Source organism: Dyadobacter endophyticus, from assembly GCF_014641595.1.
In the GTDB taxonomy this organism is placed as follows: domain Bacteria; phylum Bacteroidota; class Bacteroidia; order Cytophagales; family Spirosomataceae; genus Dyadobacter; species Dyadobacter endophyticus.
Genome location: NZ_BMIA01000001.1, coordinates 1,317,985 through 1,335,937, shown reverse-complemented (window position 1 = coordinate 1,335,937; position 17,953 = coordinate 1,317,985). Strand labels below are relative to the sequence as shown.

General features: G+C 52.4%; 13 protein-coding genes. All 13 read right to left on the bottom strand.

Annotation, left to right across the window (positions count from 1 at the left end; translation table 11 throughout):
* Positions 1–12: 12 nt before the first annotated feature.
* The gene (locus IEY24_RS05430) at positions 13–471 is read right to left on the bottom strand and encodes a (2Fe-2S)-binding protein (RefSeq protein WP_188929434.1); all 459 of its coding nucleotides are present in this window, start codon (positions 469–471) and stop codon (positions 13–15) included.
* Between the two features lie 123 nt (positions 472–594).
* A complete protein-coding gene (locus tag IEY24_RS05425) occupies positions 595–2,298 on the bottom strand; it encodes a RagB/SusD family nutrient uptake outer membrane protein (RefSeq protein WP_188929432.1) in 1,704 nt (567 codons plus the stop codon).
* Between the two features lie 21 nt (positions 2,299–2,319).
* Positions 2,320–5,850, bottom strand: coding sequence for a TonB-dependent receptor (locus IEY24_RS05420; protein ID WP_188929430.1), 3,531 nt, complete (start codon positions 5,848–5,850; stop codon positions 2,320–2,322).
* Positions 5,851–5,974: 124 nt separating this feature from the next.
* Positions 5,975–7,144: a FecR family protein gene (locus IEY24_RS05415; protein ID WP_188929428.1), complete on the bottom strand. Its 1,170-nt coding sequence runs from the start codon at positions 7,142–7,144 to the stop codon at positions 5,975–5,977.
* 106 nt (positions 7,145–7,250) lie between these two features.
* Positions 7,251–7,814: an RNA polymerase sigma factor gene (locus IEY24_RS05410; protein ID WP_188929426.1), complete on the bottom strand. Its 564-nt coding sequence runs from the start codon at positions 7,812–7,814 to the stop codon at positions 7,251–7,253.
* A 239-nt stretch (positions 7,815–8,053) separates the two neighbouring features.
* Positions 8,054–9,490 (bottom strand): NADH-quinone oxidoreductase subunit N, encoded by a 1,437-nt coding sequence (locus tag IEY24_RS05405; RefSeq protein ID WP_188929425.1) that lies wholly within the window; start codon positions 9,488–9,490, stop codon positions 8,054–8,056.
* On the bottom strand, positions 9,480–10,988 hold the full coding sequence (gene nuoM / locus IEY24_RS05400) for an NADH-quinone oxidoreductase subunit M (RefSeq protein ID WP_188929423.1): 1,509 nt from the start codon (positions 10,986–10,988) through the stop codon (positions 9,480–9,482). The genes IEY24_RS05405 and nuoM overlap by 11 nt, the downstream gene beginning before the upstream one ends.
* On the bottom strand, positions 10,985–12,874 hold the full coding sequence (gene nuoL / locus IEY24_RS05395) for an NADH-quinone oxidoreductase subunit L (protein WP_188929421.1): 1,890 nt from the start codon (positions 12,872–12,874) through the stop codon (positions 10,985–10,987). Before nuoL ends, nuoM begins: the two co-directional genes overlap by 4 nt.
* Positions 12,875–12,895: 21 nt before the next feature.
* Positions 12,896–13,207: an NADH-quinone oxidoreductase subunit NuoK gene (gene nuoK, locus IEY24_RS05390; RefSeq protein WP_188929419.1), complete on the bottom strand. Its 312-nt coding sequence runs from the start codon at positions 13,205–13,207 to the stop codon at positions 12,896–12,898.
* Positions 13,204–13,764 (bottom strand): NADH-quinone oxidoreductase subunit J, encoded by a 561-nt coding sequence (gene nuoJ / locus IEY24_RS05385; protein WP_188929417.1) that lies wholly within the window; start codon positions 13,762–13,764, stop codon positions 13,204–13,206. Before nuoJ ends, nuoK begins: the two co-directional genes overlap by 4 nt.
* A gap of 3 nt (positions 13,765–13,767) precedes the next feature.
* On the bottom strand, positions 13,768–14,283 hold the full coding sequence (gene nuoI, locus IEY24_RS05380) for an NADH-quinone oxidoreductase subunit NuoI (RefSeq protein WP_188929415.1): 516 nt from the start codon (positions 14,281–14,283) through the stop codon (positions 13,768–13,770).
* A 19-nt stretch (positions 14,284–14,302) separates the two neighbouring features.
* Positions 14,303–15,256, bottom strand: coding sequence for an NADH-quinone oxidoreductase subunit NuoH (gene nuoH / locus IEY24_RS05375; RefSeq protein WP_188929413.1), 954 nt, complete (start codon positions 15,254–15,256; stop codon positions 14,303–14,305).
* On the bottom strand, positions 15,253–17,949 hold the full coding sequence (gene nuoG / locus IEY24_RS05370; RefSeq protein ID WP_188929411.1) for an NADH-quinone oxidoreductase subunit NuoG: 2,697 nt from the start codon (positions 17,947–17,949) through the stop codon (positions 15,253–15,255). The genes nuoH and nuoG overlap by 4 nt, the downstream gene beginning before the upstream one ends.
* Positions 17,950–17,953 lie beyond the last annotated feature (4 nt).

The following is a 17,953-nucleotide window of genomic DNA, read 5'->3' as shown; positions in this document are numbered from 1 at the left end:
TAAAAGGTTGGGTTACGATTCGGCAGAAACGCTGAGAATAGCCGCTTTGATACGGTTATAGGTACCACAACGGCACAAGTTCCCTTCCATCGCCTGCTCTACTTCCTGCTCGGAAGGACGTGGGGTCGCTTTCAGCAATGCAGCCGCATTCATGATCTGACCGGTTTGGCAATAGCCGCATTGCGGTACCAAATGTTTTTGCCAGGCCAGTTGCAGCGGATGATCGCCATGCTCGGAAAGGCCTTCAATGGTTGTAATTTTATTTTCGCCCACCGCGGAAACCGGAAAACTGCAAGAGCGGATCGCAACATCGTTCATATGCACGGTACACGCCCCGCACTGAGCCATGCCGCAGCCAAACTTGGTACCCTTCAGACCAATAACATCGCGAAGTATCCATAGTAGCGGCATGTCTTCGGGGACGTTGACGGCGTGCTGTTTCCCATTTACCCAAATTGAATATTCTGCCATAATTTAAGCGGTTTTCTCTCTCATTCAGATGCATTATCTGCCGCACGAAGGTAGGGCGAGCGTGGTGTATGAAGTTAACACTAATCAAACCAAAAATGAAGAATTTCAAACCTGCATCGTTGGCTACCAGCCGGTGTTTTGAGGGTAAGGCTCACCAGTTACGACGGCATCGATCTGGTTCTGAGGGATCGGCCGGAGAAGGTGTTTGGGAGATTGGATGTTAGGCGCGCTTTCCAGGTTATGTTTTTTGACCCGGTCAACCAACTTACCAGTCCTGACCAGGTCCCACCAGCGCATGTTTTCGCCGCATAACTCACGGGAACGCTCGTCGAGCAGAAAGTCCAATGTCAGATCAGAGGCTTTCACCTTCATCGCCTCCGCATTGCCGGTCGGGAACGAAGCCCGCTGGCGAACTGCGTTGACATACGGTAGCGCCGCAGCAGCCTGGCCATCCATCAGCAACGCCTCGGCGGCGATCAGGTACGTTTCGGCCAGCCGGTATACAATCACCGGCCGGATCGACGGGTAATTCAAATCGGCACGTTTGGTATCGAAATACTTGAACATCGCCGGCGACAAGCGGATCGTGTAGTTCCTCGGCGGGATCAGCAGGTAAGGCGCTGCCGCGACGGCCGCATTAGAAACGTCCTTACCAGGCATATAAATGGCCGTGTCGCCCACGCTGAACTTCAAACCACCAGGTTGTGCATTGGCCGGCGCGCCGGGGGGCAGCGTTGCAGGCCAGCGGGAAATGGAAGAAGCATTGTTGGAATACCAGACAGTCTGGAAGGTTTTGCCATAACGGGTGTCGTTGGTACGATCCGCAAAAGCGGTATCGGTAAGCCAGCGCGTTGGCACGCAGCGAATATACGGTCTGCCATATCTGACATCGCGCTTCATCCCCGGCTGGTTTTCATATTGCGGCACCCACATGTGGTTCAGCACATTATCCGCGCCTCCGCTGTTGTTAGGACCATTGTACGCCAGATTGGATGTATGTTGAACCGTCCACAACACCTCTTTGCTGCCTTCATTTCCCTCGGCATGCACTTGCCCGAAATCCTGCAAAAGGCCCAGGCCCAGGGAAGCACTGTTGTTGATGAGATCCGAAGCGATGGTATAGGCATTCTTGTAATCGTCCGCTTTGGCTGCGGCCGAGCCCGCACGTGTGAGATACACCTTGGCCAAAACATGCTTTGCCGCAGCAGCCGTAGCTTTGCCCGGCATTACCCCGCCCGCAACCGGACTCGCGGGAAGCGTTTTTACGGCTTCATTCAAATCCTCGATAATGAAGTCGTAAACCTCAGCCATAGGCTGGCGGGTGGCTGACGTGCTGGGCAATGACTGAAAATTTTTGTTTAGGGTCACATCCCCCCAGAATTGAACGAGAATGAAGTAAAAATTGGCCCGCAGGAATTTGGCCTCGGCTACCATTTTCTTCTTCTCCGTCTCATCGATCCCGGTAATTTTCGCGGCATTGTCGACCAGGCCATTGCAGGTATTGATAAAAGTGTAGCAGTTTGTCCAGGTGTTGGTTACCTGCCCATTGTTTGGCAAATAGTTGCTGTTGTACTTGTTGATATTGTTGTTGCCGTCCTGCCCGGTGAAGAATTCATCCGTACCGATGACGGTGATCGTAAACAAATCCTGGTTGCCCCAGAACATGCGCGTGCCTGCATACGCGGCATCCAGCCCCGACCTGAAACCCTGTGCAGTGCTAAAAAATGCCGGTGTGAGAATAGACTTGGGCTCTTCGATCAACCTGTCGTCACAGGATGGCAGCAGTCCCATCAGACAGACCGCCGCTATGGATAATATCTTTTTCATATATCAGTAAATATCAGTATTTCAAAAAGTTACATTCAAACCAAACAATAGCGAGTAGGTAGCTGGTGTATCAACATTGATAGAACCACCCTCGGGATCAATGCCGTTGTACTTGTTACGGTAGGGCGAAAAAAGGATGAAAGCATCGTTGGCGGTCGCATATAACCTGACGGATTTACAATTCACACGCTTCAAAAGCCCCTGCGGCAAATTATAACCCAGACTAAGGCTTCTGATTTTCAGGAAACTTGCATTGAAATACCCCATTGTCGAATTGAACGGCGTGTTGGTCGCAGCGGAGTTCGGTTTCGGATAGTAATTCTGGCCGTTCGTCGGTGTCCAGTAGTCTACCACCAGGTTGTTGTAATTACCCTGGAACGTATTGGCAAAGCCGCTGTTATGCATTCTGCTGATCAGCAGCCCGCCTACCCTGGCAAATCCGACGATGGTAAAATCGAACCCTTTAAAAGCCACACGGTTGGTAAACCCTCCCTGCCATTTCGCCTGCTGCGATCCCAGAATCACGCGGTCATTGGCATTGATCACCTCGTCGCCGTTGGTGTTTTCAACCTTGATCGTCCCTATCACCGAACCGGTGCCGGTTACCGAGAGGCCCAGCTTTTTGGCCGCTGCGGTATCAGCAGCGGTATTTTGCCAGATCCCGATCTTTTTGTAATCAAAAATAGTCCCGACAGGCCGGCCGACAAACCAGTTGTTGTTAATGTCGCGCGTCACATTGTTGGCCAGCTGCACAATTTTGCCGCGGTTGAGAAAAAGGTTCAGATCCGTGGTCCAGCTGAATTTGTCCCTGCCGTTACCGGGAATGTTGATCAGGCTCAACTGGATTTCCAGCCCCTGGTTTTCGGTCTTGCCTACATTGGTTAAAATGGAGTTAGGTATGCCCGTCGTAGGCGGCAGGTTTTGCGGCAAAAGCAGGTTATTGGTTTTCTGCTGATAATACTCCACCGAACCGCTGATCCGGTTGTTGCGTAACCCAAAATCAACCCCCACATTAAAAGAGCTCGTGTACTCCCATTCCAGCGAAGGGTTCGGGGTATTGGTCGGATAAGCGCCTGTAACGTTTGTAGAACCGTAGTTGTAAACCAAAGGCGTCAGCTTACCGAGCGTCGAATACGGGCTGATCCCCTGGTTGCCCACCGTACCATAGCTTGCCCGCAGTTTGAGGGAGGTAATGTCGGTCATAGATTTCATGAATGCCTCTTCGGTCAGGTTCCAGGCCACCGCTGCGGATGGGAACACGTGAAATTTGTTGCCGGGGGCTAGGCGTGACGAACCGTCCGAACGCATGGTGAGTGTGACGAGGTATTTGTCGCTGAAACCATAGTTCAACCGGCCCATGTACGAAATGATCGCCCATTTCTCATAGTTACCCGTGCCCGTCAGGTTTGCGCCCAGTAGCGGATTGGTGTTTTCCAGCACATCGGCCAGGATTGTGTTGTTATTGAACTCGTTGGTCTGGTTCTGCGACTCCTGCAAGCTATATAAGCCTGTAAAGTTCAGCTTATGGCGGCCTGCAATGGTTTTATCGTAAATAACCATGTTTTCGAGCGTGTAATCCGTGCGAAAGCCGGTGCTATTCCGGGAGGTCGACAAGCCCCCCAGGTTATTGGAAGTGGCGCTGGCGTAAAAATTTCCGTACACATCCGAGCGCACCTCCGCACCGGCGTTGAACCGGTACCTGAGGCCCTTCGCCAGGCTTACATCGGCATAGACGGTCGTAAAAGTGCCGAGGCGACGGCGGTTCTCAGCGGCGGCCCCGTCGATGAAATTGGCGAGCGGGTTCCAGACCTGGTTCGCACTTCCCGGCACAAAGCCCCACAAGTTTCCATTGGCGTCGTAAGGCGTGGTAAGCGGACTTGCGCGAAGCACCTGCCCCATCGGATTGGCATTCTCCCCCTCAATGCGGGTAAAGGTATTGATCGAACTCAGCCCGACTTTGATGAAGCGTGCCAGTTGCTGATCGATACTCAGCTTGGCGGCATAGCGGTCAAATCCCTGACCGGGGTAAATGCCGGTCTCTTTAAAATATCCTCCGGAGAATGCATACTGGGTTTTACCGGTCCCGCCCGAAACACTGATCTGGTGGTTGGTCATAATGCCGGTTTTATAGATAAGGTCCTGCCAGTCGGTGCTCCTGTTTGTATTAATTGATTCCACCTCCTGCGGGTCAAAGGTACCATCGGTCATAAACTTGGGATCGTCCAGTCCGGAGTAGGTACCCGGCGCCGAACCGTTGATCCGGGACCATTTTTTGAGGTCGCGAAACTGCGGGCCATTCATAATGTGAAACTTGCCGAGGTTTCTGGTAACCCCTACATAGCCGCTGTACGAAACCTGCATTCCGCCATCCTTCCCGCGTTTGGTTGTGACCAGTATTACGCCATTGGCACCCCGCGAGCCGTAAATAGCGGTCGATGAAGCGTCCTTAAGGACCTCTACCGACACCACGTCGTCGGGATTGAGGTCGTTGATGCTCCCATTGAAAGGTAACCCATCGACCACAAACAACGGGTCGTTGCCGGCGCCCAGCGAGCGGTTACCCCTGATCCGGATCACTGGCGGCGATCCGGGCTTGCTGTTCCCGCCGTTTTTCTGAATGTCGATCCCGGCTGCCCGGCCCTGCAATGCTTCCGAAAGATTGGTTACCGGCACGTCTCGGAGCGATTGCTCGTTCACCGACGCAATGGCTCCCGTGATATCCGATTTCCTTTGCGTACCATAACCTACCACGACCACCTCTTCCAGCGCTTTCGTATCCACTTTCAGGGCAATATCCAGCTTTGAACGGTTCCCAACCTGCATTTCCTGCGGCAGGTAACCCACAAACGAGAATACCAGCACAGCCTTGCCGTCGGGTACTTCCAGCTGGAAATGCCCGCTCTCGTCGGTGGTAGTTCCCCGCTGGGTATCTTTCAACAAAACGCTCACGCCGGGCAGCGCATCGCCTTTTTCATCGGTAACCCTGCCCTGTACACGAATATCGGGCAGGCGGTAATCGCCGATTTTGCCAGCCGCGCTGATGATATTCCCTTTATGTGCAAACCCATTCGAAAAGTCCGGCACCTGCTCCCTGCGGATCATGGGGGCCATTCCATGTTCGGGCTTAGGCGGCTCCTTCTTTCGGATCACGATCATTTTATCTATGATCGTATATTGCAGCGACTCGTTTCGAAGCAAAAGATCCAGCGCCTGGGGAATCGATGCATTACGAACCGAAATACTTACTTTTTTGGATGCATCCAGCAGATCGCTCTCGTACCAGAAAATGTAGCCCGTCTGGCTTTTGATTTCCTTGAAAACCTTTTCCAGAGATGCATTCTTTTTCGACAGGGTGACCGTCTGGGCATTCCCCTCCGCGAATACGTGGATGCACGCGCAAGTGATCAGAAAGACTGCAATTTTAATCCGCATGACGATTCGTTTTTTAATGATCGGGTCGAGCCGGACCAGCGTCGGCAGTTTCCAGGGACGATTCCCCGAAAGCCGACTTGATTTTTGGGCAACAGAAATGCCGTAAGTACAAAAATTCATACTTTTGCTTTGTTTGGGTTAAATGAAAAACAATCTGTGAGAAGATTCTTTGCCGTTGGCCCTGAACTACCTTCCTTCGGGATGGTAACCGCCGGGAGTGTTGGTCGCACTTCCGGTTTTCTTTTCAGGGGCTTACTACAATGACCTTGTTTTTAACTTCAAAATGGACATTGTTCAATTCCAGCACTTTTAATACACCCGAAAGGTTGGACTTCCGGGAAATACCACCGGTAAACAGGCGATGCGGCATTTCGCCCTGATATTCGACCCGCACATCGTACCACCGCGCGATCTGCCGCATAATCGTTTCGATATCGGCGTCTTTGAACGAGATAATGCCATTTTTCCAGGAAATAGATTCCCCGGCGTCAACGTCGTCCCGTACCACAAAGCCCTTATTCCTCTCATACAGGCATTGCTGCCCGGGTCTCAGCAGGCTGCTATTTCGTGTCCCGGGCCTGGTCACGCGCACGCTTCCTTCCAGCAAAGTGGTTTTGATCGCTTTTTCTTCCGAATAAGCCATGATATTAAAATGCGTGCCCAGTACTTCCACTATTTCGCGGTCGTTGACATTAATGCGGAATGGCACCGGCTTACCGTTTTCGCGGGCTTTGGCAACCTCAAAATAGCCCTCGCCGGAAAGTGAGACGAGCCGCTCGTCCCCATCGAAGCCCGTAGGGTACCTCAGCGATGATGAGGCATTGAGCCATACCTTGCTGCCGTCAGGCAATATCACCCTGAACTGCCCTCCACGCGGTGTGGTGATGGTATTATAGCTGAGAGCATCGCTTTTGGCACCTTCCCTCGCCTCGTAAATCAGCTCGCCGTCTTTTTTCCTAATGCTAAAATGGCTTTCCTGTTGAAGCGCCCCGTCGGCCAGTTCATCCAGTTTAAGGACGGAACCGTCGTCGAGTGTAAGCGTCGCCTTATCGCCACCGGGAGCGATGTCGGTAGTTGTTGCTAGGGGTGTTTGGGGCGAAGGTTTTTTGTTTGGAATAAAAAAATAAGTCCCTGCCGCAAGGAACAGCAACGCAAATGCAGCCGCAACAGACGGCCGGAACAGCCAGAATCTTTTTGGTTGATTTGTTCTCGAAATCTCTGCACGGATATTGGCCAGTAGCTGGTCGCGGTGCTCCTGCTCGCCGATAGCATGTGATTCGGGCACAAGCACATGCTCGTTCTGGCCGTGGTTGTACCAGTCCGCAAATTCCTGCTTTTCCTCGGGGGTGATCGTGCCGGCCAGCCATTTTTCGGCCAAATGCAGATATCGTGCGTCAGGTGGTTTCAGGGACATGGTTAAAAGGCTTTTTCTATAAGTTCCTTTCAACCGGGCAATCCCTTAGTCGCACAGCAAAAAAATGTATTATTTTTTTAAAAAATTAAACTAAACAAGTTGCGCGCTATAAAAGGAACGTGAAGAGAAACTGATTCAGACCTGCACGCAGCGTTTTGAGGGCTTTTCCGAGGTGGGCTTCCACGGTCTTCTCTGCAATGCCGAGCTCTTCTGCGATCTGTTTTTGGGAATATCCCGACTCCCTGCTTAGCTGATACACCAGTCTGCATTTTTCGGGCAGTGCTGCTACTAATTCTCCCAACCGGTGTTGCAATTCTTCAAAATCCAGCCATTCTTGTGTCGAGTCGTCGATCACGTCGTAATAAGTGTATCCATCGCCTAACCGGCTTTTCAGATTCCGTTTCGCCAGGGACTTGATGACCCTGTATTTAACCGAAACGGCCAGGTAATTTTTAAGCGAGGAGGTCAATTCCAGCTCCTCTTTTCTTTTCCACAACGACACGAAAATATCCTGCACAATCTCCTCCGCTTCATCCAGGTCGCCGGTCTTGTTTGCTGCTGTAACCAACAGTGTTTTCCAGTATCGGTTGTAGATCTCCGTAAACCCATTTTCCTGTCCAGATCGCATCAGGCAGAGCAATTCATGGTCGGAATATTGGGTTACAGACATATCACTGGCAGGGTAGCAATATCATTTTATCAACAACAAACATAACAATTAATCCACAAAACCAATGTCTGCCAAGATCAGCTCAGAAAATCGGCTTACGCGACTCGATTTACCCATAAGACTAACTCAATTCCCTCCGACCCTGAATTCGGGCAAAAAAGTACCTGATACACTACGGGTATGCATCCTTTCCGCGAAAGGCGTGGGCGTGAATTTCACGGTAAGGGCATATTAAAAGGTCACTTCAACTGAAGTCCCTGAACGACGCCGATCACGGCGTCGGGGTAGATCCCCAGCCAGATCAAGGCAAAAGTGAGCACGGAAAGGACCACCATGCTAATCCCCAGAAAGACGGGATACCTTGCGGGCGGTTCGGGCAGCAAATCACGTGTTCCGGCGAACATCGTCGTGATCACGCGCAAGTAATAATAAAGGCCGACTACGCTGCTCAGCACGAGCACAACAGCCAGTAACCAGAATCCCTGTCCGATGCCGGTGGTCAACACATAAAACTTACCGGTGAAGCCCGCCGTGAGCGGTATACCTGCCAGTGAAAACATGGCTACACTTAATATGCCTGCCAATGCGGGATGCTTCCAGAACAATGCTTTGTAATGTTCCAGCTCCTCAGCATCGGATTCCGCACGTGAAAGGATCGTAATCACCCCGAATGCAGCAAAGGTAGTAGTGAAATAAGTAAGCAGATAAAAGCTGACCGCCTGCGGCACGACGGCGCTTCCCGGTATAAATGCCACCAGCAAATACCCCAGGTGTGCAATGGAAGAATAGGCAAGAAGCCGCTTGATATTTTTTTGCCTCAATGCCAGCAAGTTGCCGACGATCATTGAAGCAATGGCGATCGCGATCATCACCATCTGTAATTGTTCGGAACGGAAACCATCGATGGCCACGAAAAAACGTAGCAATGCGGCCACTACCCCACCCTTCGAGGCGGTGGCGATAAATGCCGTAACCGGCACGGGTGCGCCCTGGTACACATCGGCCGTCCACATATGAAAAGGGACTACGGCCAGTTTAAAACCCAGCCCGACGAGCATAAAACCCAGCCCGATGAGCAGGAACGGCTGCACATTGGCAGTTGCTACCACGTGCGCCATTCCGGCAAACGACATGGTACCCGTTTGCAAATACACCAGGGCCATTCCAAAAAGCAGGAAAGCGGACGAAAACGCTGCCAGAACAAGGTATTTGATACCAGCTTCGATGCTATGGTTACGCTTCCGAAGGTAGGCAATGAGTGCATACAGGCCTACGGTAAGGATTTCGAGGCCCAGAAAAGCCGATACGAAATGGTTGCTCACCGCCAGCACACATGCACCCAGCGTACACAGGAAAAGCAGCACATAATACTCCCTGGGCCCTTCTTCTTTTTCCTGAAAATAAATGTAGGAAAACACATTGACCACCAATCCGGAAAAGATGATCAGCCCGATCATGAAAGCACCAAAGCTATCGACCATAAACAGGGAACCAACCTGGTAAGGCAACATTTCACGGATATTCAGCAACGAAGCGAATGCGATGACAAATAGTAACAGGCTCGCGAGCTGAATAATCCGATGGCTCAACCGCGCCACGATCAGCAACATCACCAGGACGGAGGCGCCTGCCAGCACCATGAGCGGCATCAGCGAGTTAAAATCATTATTTGACATAGGACTGATCGTGTGAGGCCGTATTTTGAACATCCATAAACCGGACAAGCTCCGTAATAGCGGGCTTGGCGGTATCGATCACCGGCTGTGGAAATAAACCCAGCCAAACGACAGAGACCGTGAGCGCAGCCATGATCAGCATTTCCCTGGGAGAAAAATCGGGGACAGTTTCCATGGTCTTCCGCGGGCCCAGAAATATCTTCCCAACAATGCGCAGGGAGTAGACCGCCGAGAATATCAGTCCCGATGCAGCGGCTACGGTGATCCACGCCTGGGCTTGAAAAACACCGAGCAGGATGAGGAATTCGGCCACGAAGTTTCCCAAGCCCGGTAATCCCAGCGACGCCATGGCAAACACCAGTCCGACCGAACCCATCCGGGGCATGGGGCTCCAAAGTCCGCCCATTTGTTCGATATCGCGGGTATGCAGCCGTTCCTTGATCATACCCGCCATCAAAAACAATGCGCCGGTACTCAGGGCGTGGGTAACAAGCTGCATTACGACCCCTTGCAGGGCCAATTCATTTAATGCAAAAATCCCCGTTATCACAAAACCCATATGGCTGACGCTCGTAAATGCGACCAGCCTTTTCAGGTCGGTTTGTGAATAGGCCATCACTGCGCCATAAATAACCCCCACCACCCCCAGCACCATGGCCGGAACAGCCATCTCCTTCACTGCCTCCGGAAACAGCGGTACCACAAACCTCAGCATACCATATGCACCGGTTTTTAAGAGCAATCCTGCCAGAATGAGACTTCCGGCAGTAGGCGCTTCCCCGTGCGCATCGGGCAGCCAGGTGTGAAATGGGAACACGGGCAGTTTGACGGCAAATGCGATCATGAAGCCCGACATCAGCCAGAAAGCAGTTTTAAAAGGGATTACAGTATTAACCAGTTCAAAATAGCCGAATGTGTACGTGCCTGTGTCGCGTCCGTGGATGAAATACAGGCCCAATATGGCCAGGAACATTAGCAAGCCGCTCGCTTGCGTAAAAATAAAGAACTTATATGCCGCATATACCCTGTTTTCGCTTCCCCATATCCCGATCAGAAAGTACATCGGAATGAGCATTACCTCCCAAAAGAAGTAGAACAGGAATAGGTCCATTGCCATAAAAACCCCGGCGACACCAGCCAGGATCCAGAGTAGATTGAAATAGTAAAAACCGGTTCGCTCGCGGATTTCGTCCCAGGAGCACAGTACGGCCAGAACACCCAGGAAAAATGTCAACGCCAGCAAAAGCAAACTCAGCCCGTCGACGGCCAGGTGAAAGGTAATGCCAAAAGAGGGAATCCATTCTTTACGGTAATCCATAAGCCATTGACTGTCTGCAACCGAATGGCCGGTACCAGCCCACAGCGTAATAACCAACAGCAGCCCGATGACGCAGGCCACCAGTGCGATCCATCGTGGGAAGTTCCTGTTCCACTCTCCGGCGAGGACTGCCACCACAGCGCCTGCCATTAAAACCGTGATCAAAAGAACGAGCATCATAGCATTATCTGAATACCCAGGATGAGAATTGCACCAACGACCAGCCCCATAATATACCACCGGAGCGACCCGGATTGCGTTCTTGAAAGCAGCTTGTACATTTCCCCGGTCATACCGCTTATGCCGGTATAAAGCTTATCGGTAATGTCGGATTTATTGATCCTGGCAATGAAGACGAATGGCCTCACCAGCATCCGATCATACAGCGCGTCGAAAGCCCAGCCGGAAAACCAGAAGCGGTAAAGCCTCACCAGCAGGCCATTCTGGCGAAGGCTTGCGATCCGTGCCGGTTGCTGGTAGTAGTAATAGTATCCCAAGAATATGCCGCCCAGGGTGGCCAGTGCCGCCAAAAGCTGAAACAGCCACTCGGAAGGGATATTTTCCTGCATGGCTGTTTCGGGTAAAACGGGATGCAAAAAATCTGAGAAGAGCGTAAAATGTCCGAAATTATGGGGTAGCTCAATAAACCCGGCGAAAACCGAGAAAACGGCGAGCACTACCAGTGGCACGGTCATGCGCTTGCCCGGCAGGTGCCCGATGTGCGTATGCGACTCGCCCCAGAATGTCAGGATCATCATGCGCGTGGTGTATGTGGCAGTGATTAATGCGCCCGCCAGCGCCACGGCCCAAAGCACCGGACTACCGCCATCTGCCGACCAGGAATACCAAAGGATCTGATCCTTACTGTAAAACCCTGCACTGATGAGCGGTACTGCGGCCAAGGATATCGCCCCTGCGAGGAAGGTCCAGAACACGACAGGCATTTTGTCTTTTAACCCTCCCATTTTAAACATATTATGCTCGTGGTGAAGCGATTCGATGATCGCACCTGCGGCCAGGAAGAGCAATGCTTTAAAAAAGGCATGGATCATAAAATGGAACACGGCTGCCGTCCAGGCACCTACGCCCAGCGCGAGGAACATATAGCCGATCTGGCTGATCGTCGAGTAGGCCAGCACCCGTTTGATGTCGTACTGGGTAAGGGCCGTCAATCCTGCGAGCAGCAGGGTTGCAGCTCCTATAATCGCGACCACGAGGCGGGCGGTTTCGGAAAGGGCGAAGATCGTATGCATACGCGCCACCAGGTACACGCCTGCGGTTACCATTGTAGCCGCGTGGATGAGCGCGCTCACCGGAGAAGGCCCCGCCATCGCATCCGGTAGCCAGGTCTGTAACGGCAACTGGGCCGATTTACCGAGTCCCCCGGCCAGCAGCAGCAGGGCGGTAATGGTAACGGTCGCGCTGTTGGGCTGCCAGATCACGGACGCATTAGCCCCGATGTCGGAAACAACCAAAGTACCAGCCTGTTGAAATACCATAAACAGCCCAATCGCCATGGCCGCATCGCCAATCCGGGTGACGGTGAACGCTTTGCGGGCAGCATTACCGTTAGTGGGTTGTTCGTACCAGAAGCCGATGAGCAGGTAGCTGCACAGCCCCACTCCTTCCCAACCCAGGTACATCAGCAAGAGATTGTCGGCCAGCACCAGTACCAGCATGGAGAACACAAACAGGTTCATGCTGGCGAAAAAGCGTGCATAATCTCTGTCAGCCTCCATGAAAGCCGTAGAATAAATATGGATCAGCGCGCCGATGAATGTGATTACAAAAACAAAAACCAGTGAAAGAACATCGAGCGAGAGGGTAATCTTTGCGCTAAATTCACCCACCTCAAACCACGTCCATAAAGTCTGTGTGTATACCGTGTTTTCGGGCATACCCGATAAAAATGCGCCGCCTACCACGAATGTGACCAGCGCGGACAGGCAGATGCTCCCCGCTCCGACAGTCGCCACCCATGTCCTGGACATGTTTTTCCCTATCAATGCGAGTATGAAGAATCCGCCGAGCGGCAGGGCGGGTATGAGCCACAGATACTTGTCCATGAGCATTCAGTTTGCGGGTTGTTACCCATTCATTTCTTTCAGATTATCTATATCCAGGGATTTGTGCTGGTGATAGATTTGCAGGATCAGTGCCAGACCGATCGAAACCTCCGCGGCGGCCATGGCCAGGATGAAAACAAACATCACCTGGCCGTCCGGCTGCCCCCACCGGGAGCCAGCGGCCACAAATGCCAGACCGGATGCATTGAGCATGATCTCGACCGACAACAGCATGAAAACGATATTCTTACGAATGATCACCCCGACGATCCCCAATGCGAACAGGAGACCGGCCAGCAGTACCACTACTTCTGCGGAAACAGATGTTTTCATAGCACCATTTCTTCTTGTTTCTCTTCTTCCCTCTCTTTTTCTTCCTTTAAAAACCGATGTAATACCAGCTTTTTGTGGCGACCGATGTGTGCAGCACCCACCACTGCGGCCATCAGCAACATAGCCGCCAGCTCAACGCCGATCAGGTATTCCCGGAACAATGAAACAGCCACTTCGCGGGGGCTTACGACAGCCGGACTGTACGTACTTTGCCGCGATGAAAGCACCAATGCCAGAAATTCGGCAAACAGGATCGCAGCCAGCATCGTAGGCCCTGCCCAGACTTTCAATTTCAGCCATTTACGTTCCTGCTCGGCCGTCTCTTTCCCCAGGTTCAGCAGCATGACCACAAAAATGAAAAGCACCATGATCGCCCCCGCGTAAATGATGATTTCCAGCAATGCCGCAAACGATGCGCCCAGCAAGTAAAAAAGCATAGCATGCGCCAGCAGCGATACATTCAGATACAGCAGTGCATGAACGGGATTATGCCGCGTGATCACCATTAAAGTGGCCACAATAGCGACAGCACCGGCAATGTAAAAGGCGATTTCCATAGTTTACGGGATTAAACTGCGTATGTCCACGGGCGGCTCTTCGTTCTCACCTTCTCCTTTTCCCTTCACACCGGCGGCCAGCCCTGCCACTTTGTAATAGTTATAACCAGGGTATTTCCCCTGGCTGTCGATCAAAAGGTCCTCTTTTTCATACACCAGATTCTGGCGGTTGTATTCACCCATTTCAAAATCGGGGGTGAGCTGGATAGCGTACGTAGGGCATGCTTCCTCACAGTACCCGCAGAAAATGCATCTTGAAAAATTGATCCTGAAAAAAGCGGGATACCTTCTTCCATTCTCGTCCTCCGTCGCTTGCAGCGAAATGCAGTCGACCGGGCAGGCAGCGGCGCAGAGGTAACAGCCAACGCAGCGCTCACCCCCGTCGGGGTCACGCGTGAGCACGATCCGCCCCCGCCAGCGCGGGTGAAGCACTATTTTTTCTTCGGGGTATTGGATAGTCTCCCGTTTCCTGAACATATGCAGGAAAGTGAGGCCAATCGATCTGAGTAAGCTGATCATGGGCGCGTCGGGTTAATGGTTAGTTTTTCAATAAGGTAAAAGCACCGGTGACGAGCAGGTTGAGCAGGGCTATGGGCAGGATGATTTTCCAGCCATATTCCATCAGCTGATCGTACCGTGGGCGTGGAAGCGAAGCGCGCAACAGAATGAAGAACACAATAAAAACAAACGTTTTGAGTGTAAACCAAACGACAGGAGGCAAAAATGGCCCCAGCCATCCTCCAAAGAAAATGGTCACCACCATCGCGGAGATCAGGATGATCCCGAGATATTCCCCAATAAAGAACATACCGAACTTCATGCCCGAATACTCGGAGTGGAAGCCTGCTACCAACTCGCTTTCCGCTTCGGGAATGTCGAAAGGTAACCTGTGCGTTTCGGCTATTCCGGCTGTCAGAAAAAGTACAAAAGCAACGGGCTGCGTCACCACAAACCAGAGATCCTTTTGTGCCATTACAATATCCGTCAGCCGGAATGAGCCCGAAAGCATCACCACACCCATCAGAGAAAGTCCCATAAAAACTTCGTAGCTGATCATCTGGGAAGCGCCGCGCAGTGCACCCAGCAGTGAATACTTGTTGTTGGAAGCCCATCCGCCCAATACGATACTATATACACCGAGGGACGACATGGCTAGGAAAAATAACAATCCTATGTCCAGATCAGCCACCAATATGTCCGGAGCGAAAGGCACCACCACAAAACTCAGCAATACAGCCGCCGCCACGATCGCGGGCGCAAAAACGAAAACAGCCTTCTCGGCAAACGGCGGTATCCAGTCTTCCTTAAAAAACAGCTTGATCGTGTCGGCCACGACGATGAACAAGCCGAAAGGCCCGGCCCGGTTGGGACCGTAGCGATCCTGCCATAGCGCCAGCATACGACGTTCCAGCCAGATCAGCCAGGCGGCGATCGTTGTCAGCGTAAACAGGATGATGACGATCATCAAGGTATATTTCAGGATCTCATTCATAACAATGCTTTGGTTAGGACGCCTTTCGCAGGCCATGCGATGCCCGATGTCGAGGGCAGGTTATACGGTAGCCCTGCCAGTCCTTCCGGTATTTCGTCTTTCCGGACAACCGTAAGCTCGTAGAGCTCCCCACCTATCTGTACTTGTAACACATCGCCCTCCATCGTTTGCATGCGTTCCGCATCCAGGCTGTTCATGGCAATGTAAGGATGCGGAATGCGGCTTTCCACCGACGGAGAGCGCACGCTGAGCTCATCGGAACCGTAAATGTGCGGTAAGGGCACCAGTGTCATTTCATCCGGCTGTCGTTCGAATGCGGGCGGAACATGTTCCTGAAAACCATTTTCAAAATGCAAGCCCTCGCCCGATAAGCGCACGCCCGGATCCCCGCCGCGCAGCGATCCGCCGGTTTCTGTCTGGTATTTGTGAACCGACTGGCCGGAATTCCATCCGGGCGACCAATAGAACGGGATCAGAGGCGCAGGCGGCATGCCCCGGTAACCTTCCATGGTAAAAGAAAGCGGTGAATCCACGTCTTCGGGTGGCTTGGGTTCACTCACAGCCACATTGGCCAATATGGCGGTACGGCCACTGAACCTGTGCGGTTCCCGGGGGATACGTTGGCCGTTGATCCGGAAATCGGATGGTGGCGCGGCGCGCTCGATTCCTTTGAATTGGGGCATCGCAGCAACCAACTCTTCGAGCAGGTTGTCCAGCTCCCGTAACTCGTTGGGCATCGCGCCGTTCTGAAATTGCCTGAACTCATCGAGCCACCGCCAGCTTTCCCGGATATTTTCGTTTTTGGGCATAAAAACCTGAAAAAAGCGCTGTGCACGCCCCTCATTGTTAACGAGTGTCCCCTCTCCCTCAGCGAAAGTGGCGGCAGGCAGCAACACGGTCGCTTTGCGGACAGTGTCGTGTGCGAGGTGATCCAGTACGATAATATTTTTAAATGTGCTTAAAAACTGATCGACCTCCAACCGCTCTCCATGGCGGTACAGATCATTTTCCAAAATCACAGCGGTAGCGAAATTACCGGTTTCCGCAGCTTTCATCGCCGCGGTCAGCGAGGGGGCCTGCATCATGGCCAGCCCTGTGGAATTGCATTCGGGAACTACAAAACATAGCCCGGCTTTCCTCTGAGCTGTTTCCAGCGCCCGGCCGATCTGATAAGCCGCCTGGATAATGTCTACATCGAAAAGCGTCATACCCGACACAATGAGAGGTCTCTCCGCTTTTTGCAAAAATCCCGCCATATGCCTGGCCGATTCCAATGTTTGCGCATCCATGCCTTCCGGCCGGGGGGTATTTGTATCAATGTAGTGGGCAATTGCAAAGCCGAAACGTGCAATATCTTCCGGGGCTGCATGAAGCGAACCGGATGCAAGTTCGTCGAGCTTGGTATGCACCGGATAGGCCATAAAAAGTTCTCCCTTATCATCCTGGACCAGTTCCCGGACGGCGGCATCATGCCAGAGCGGGATGTTGGAGCCCGAGATGTTTTCCAAAGGTTTGGTGCGCACCGCCTGCCGTAATGCCAGTGCAAGCCGCGGTGCCGAATTGGTCGGGTCTTCGCCCAACACCAGAATCACATCGGCATGTTCTGTTTCCTTTAACGATGGCGTATAAACGTGCCCACTATGTTGTATCGCAAGTATCTTGTTGAGCATCCGCGCTTCGTTTTCGGGGATGCCCTGGTAAAACTGCTCTTCCCCGACCAGACGGCGCAAAGCGAAATTGGCCTCTAACGTGGCCCTGGGGGAGCCAACGCCAATCATCCTGCCTTCTACCAGGATCGCATTGAGACTCTCGAACAGGTTTTTCTCATTATTTTCCGCGCGAACGACAGGCTGTCTCACCCTGCCCGGATCATTCACAAACTCGTAGCCATACCGACCCCGGTCGCAGATAAAATAGCCATTTACGGCGCCATTGAACCGGTTGGTGATTTGACGGAGCTCCCCATACCGTTCGCCCGCGATGATGTTACAGCCCAAACTGCAATGCTGGCAAACCGAAGGGGCCATTGTCATATCCCATTTCCGGGTATAATGCTCCCTCAGGCTTTTATCCGTAAAGACGCCGGTCGGACAAACCTCGGCCAGGTTTCCGCTGAATTCGTTTTCAAGAATACCATCCTTTTCCCTTCCGAAATACACATGGTTGTGGGCCGCGAACACATCCAGGTCTTTTCCCCCCGCATAATCCTTGTAAAACCTTACGCAACGGTAGCACTGGATACAGCGGTTCATCTCATGGTGGAGGAACGGCCCCAGATACTGGTTTTGATAAGTTCTTTTCGGAAACCTGAAACGGCGGTAAGCGTGGCCCGTCATGACGGTCATGTCCTGTAAATGGCAGGAACCGCCCTCGTCGCACACCGCGCAGTCGTGCGGGTGGTTGCTCATCAGCCATTCGATATTCTGCGAACGGAAATCGTGTGCGGTGGCATCGGTCAAAGACAGGTATATATTATCCCGTACGCCTTCCATGCACGCCATCACGAGGCGGCCTGTCGCGTCATTTTCGTCCTTGAAAAGTTTGACAGCGCATTGGCGGCACGATCCTACCGATCCCATTGCCGGGTGCCAGCAAAAGTAAGGCAGATCGAGCCCCAGCGCGAGGCACGTTTCGAGCAGGTTTTTACCCGGCTTTACGTCATAAGGCTTCTGGTCGATATAAATGCGTACCATGATA

Excerpts from the sequence above, each read along its gene's own strand:
- IEY24_RS05420 (WP_188929430.1), bottom strand. The coding sequence starts at position 5,850 with ATGAATTTTTGTACTTACGGCATTTCTGTTGCCCAAAAATCAAGTCGG.
- nuoI (WP_188929415.1), bottom strand. The coding sequence starts at position 14,283 with ATGATCAGCTTACTCAGATCGATTGGCCTCACTTTCCTGCATATGTTC.
- IEY24_RS05425 (WP_188929432.1), bottom strand. The coding sequence starts at position 2,298 with ATGAAAAAGATATTATCCATAGCGGCGGTCTGTCTGATGGGACTGCTG.
- nuoG (WP_188929411.1), bottom strand. The coding sequence starts at position 17,949 with ATGGTACGCATTTATATCGACCAGAAGCCTTATGACGTAAAGCCGGGT.
- IEY24_RS05405 (WP_188929425.1), bottom strand. The coding sequence starts at position 9,490 with ATGTCAAATAATGATTTTAACTCGCTGATGCCGCTCATGGTGCTGGCA.
- nuoJ (WP_188929417.1), bottom strand. The coding sequence starts at position 13,764 with ATGGAAATCGCCTTTTACATTGCCGGTGCTGTCGCTATTGTGGCCACT.
- IEY24_RS05415 (WP_188929428.1), bottom strand. The coding sequence starts at position 7,144 with ATGTCCCTGAAACCACCTGACGCACGATATCTGCATTTGGCCGAAAAA.
- IEY24_RS05430 (WP_188929434.1), bottom strand. The coding sequence starts at position 471 with ATGGCAGAATATTCAATTTGGGTAAATGGGAAACAGCACGCCGTCAAC.
- nuoK (WP_188929419.1), bottom strand. The coding sequence starts at position 13,207 with ATGAAAACATCTGTTTCCGCAGAAGTAGTGGTACTGCTGGCCGGTCTC.
- nuoM (WP_188929423.1), bottom strand. The coding sequence starts at position 10,988 with ATGATGCTCGTTCTTTTGATCACGGTTTTAATGGCAGGCGCTGTGGTG.
- nuoL (WP_188929421.1), bottom strand. The coding sequence starts at position 12,874 with ATGGACAAGTATCTGTGGCTCATACCCGCCCTGCCGCTCGGCGGATTC.
- IEY24_RS05410 (WP_188929426.1), bottom strand. The coding sequence starts at position 7,814 with ATGTCTGTAACCCAATATTCCGACCATGAATTGCTCTGCCTGATGCGA.
- nuoH (WP_188929413.1), bottom strand. The coding sequence starts at position 15,256 with ATGAATGAGATCCTGAAATATACCTTGATGATCGTCATCATCCTGTTT.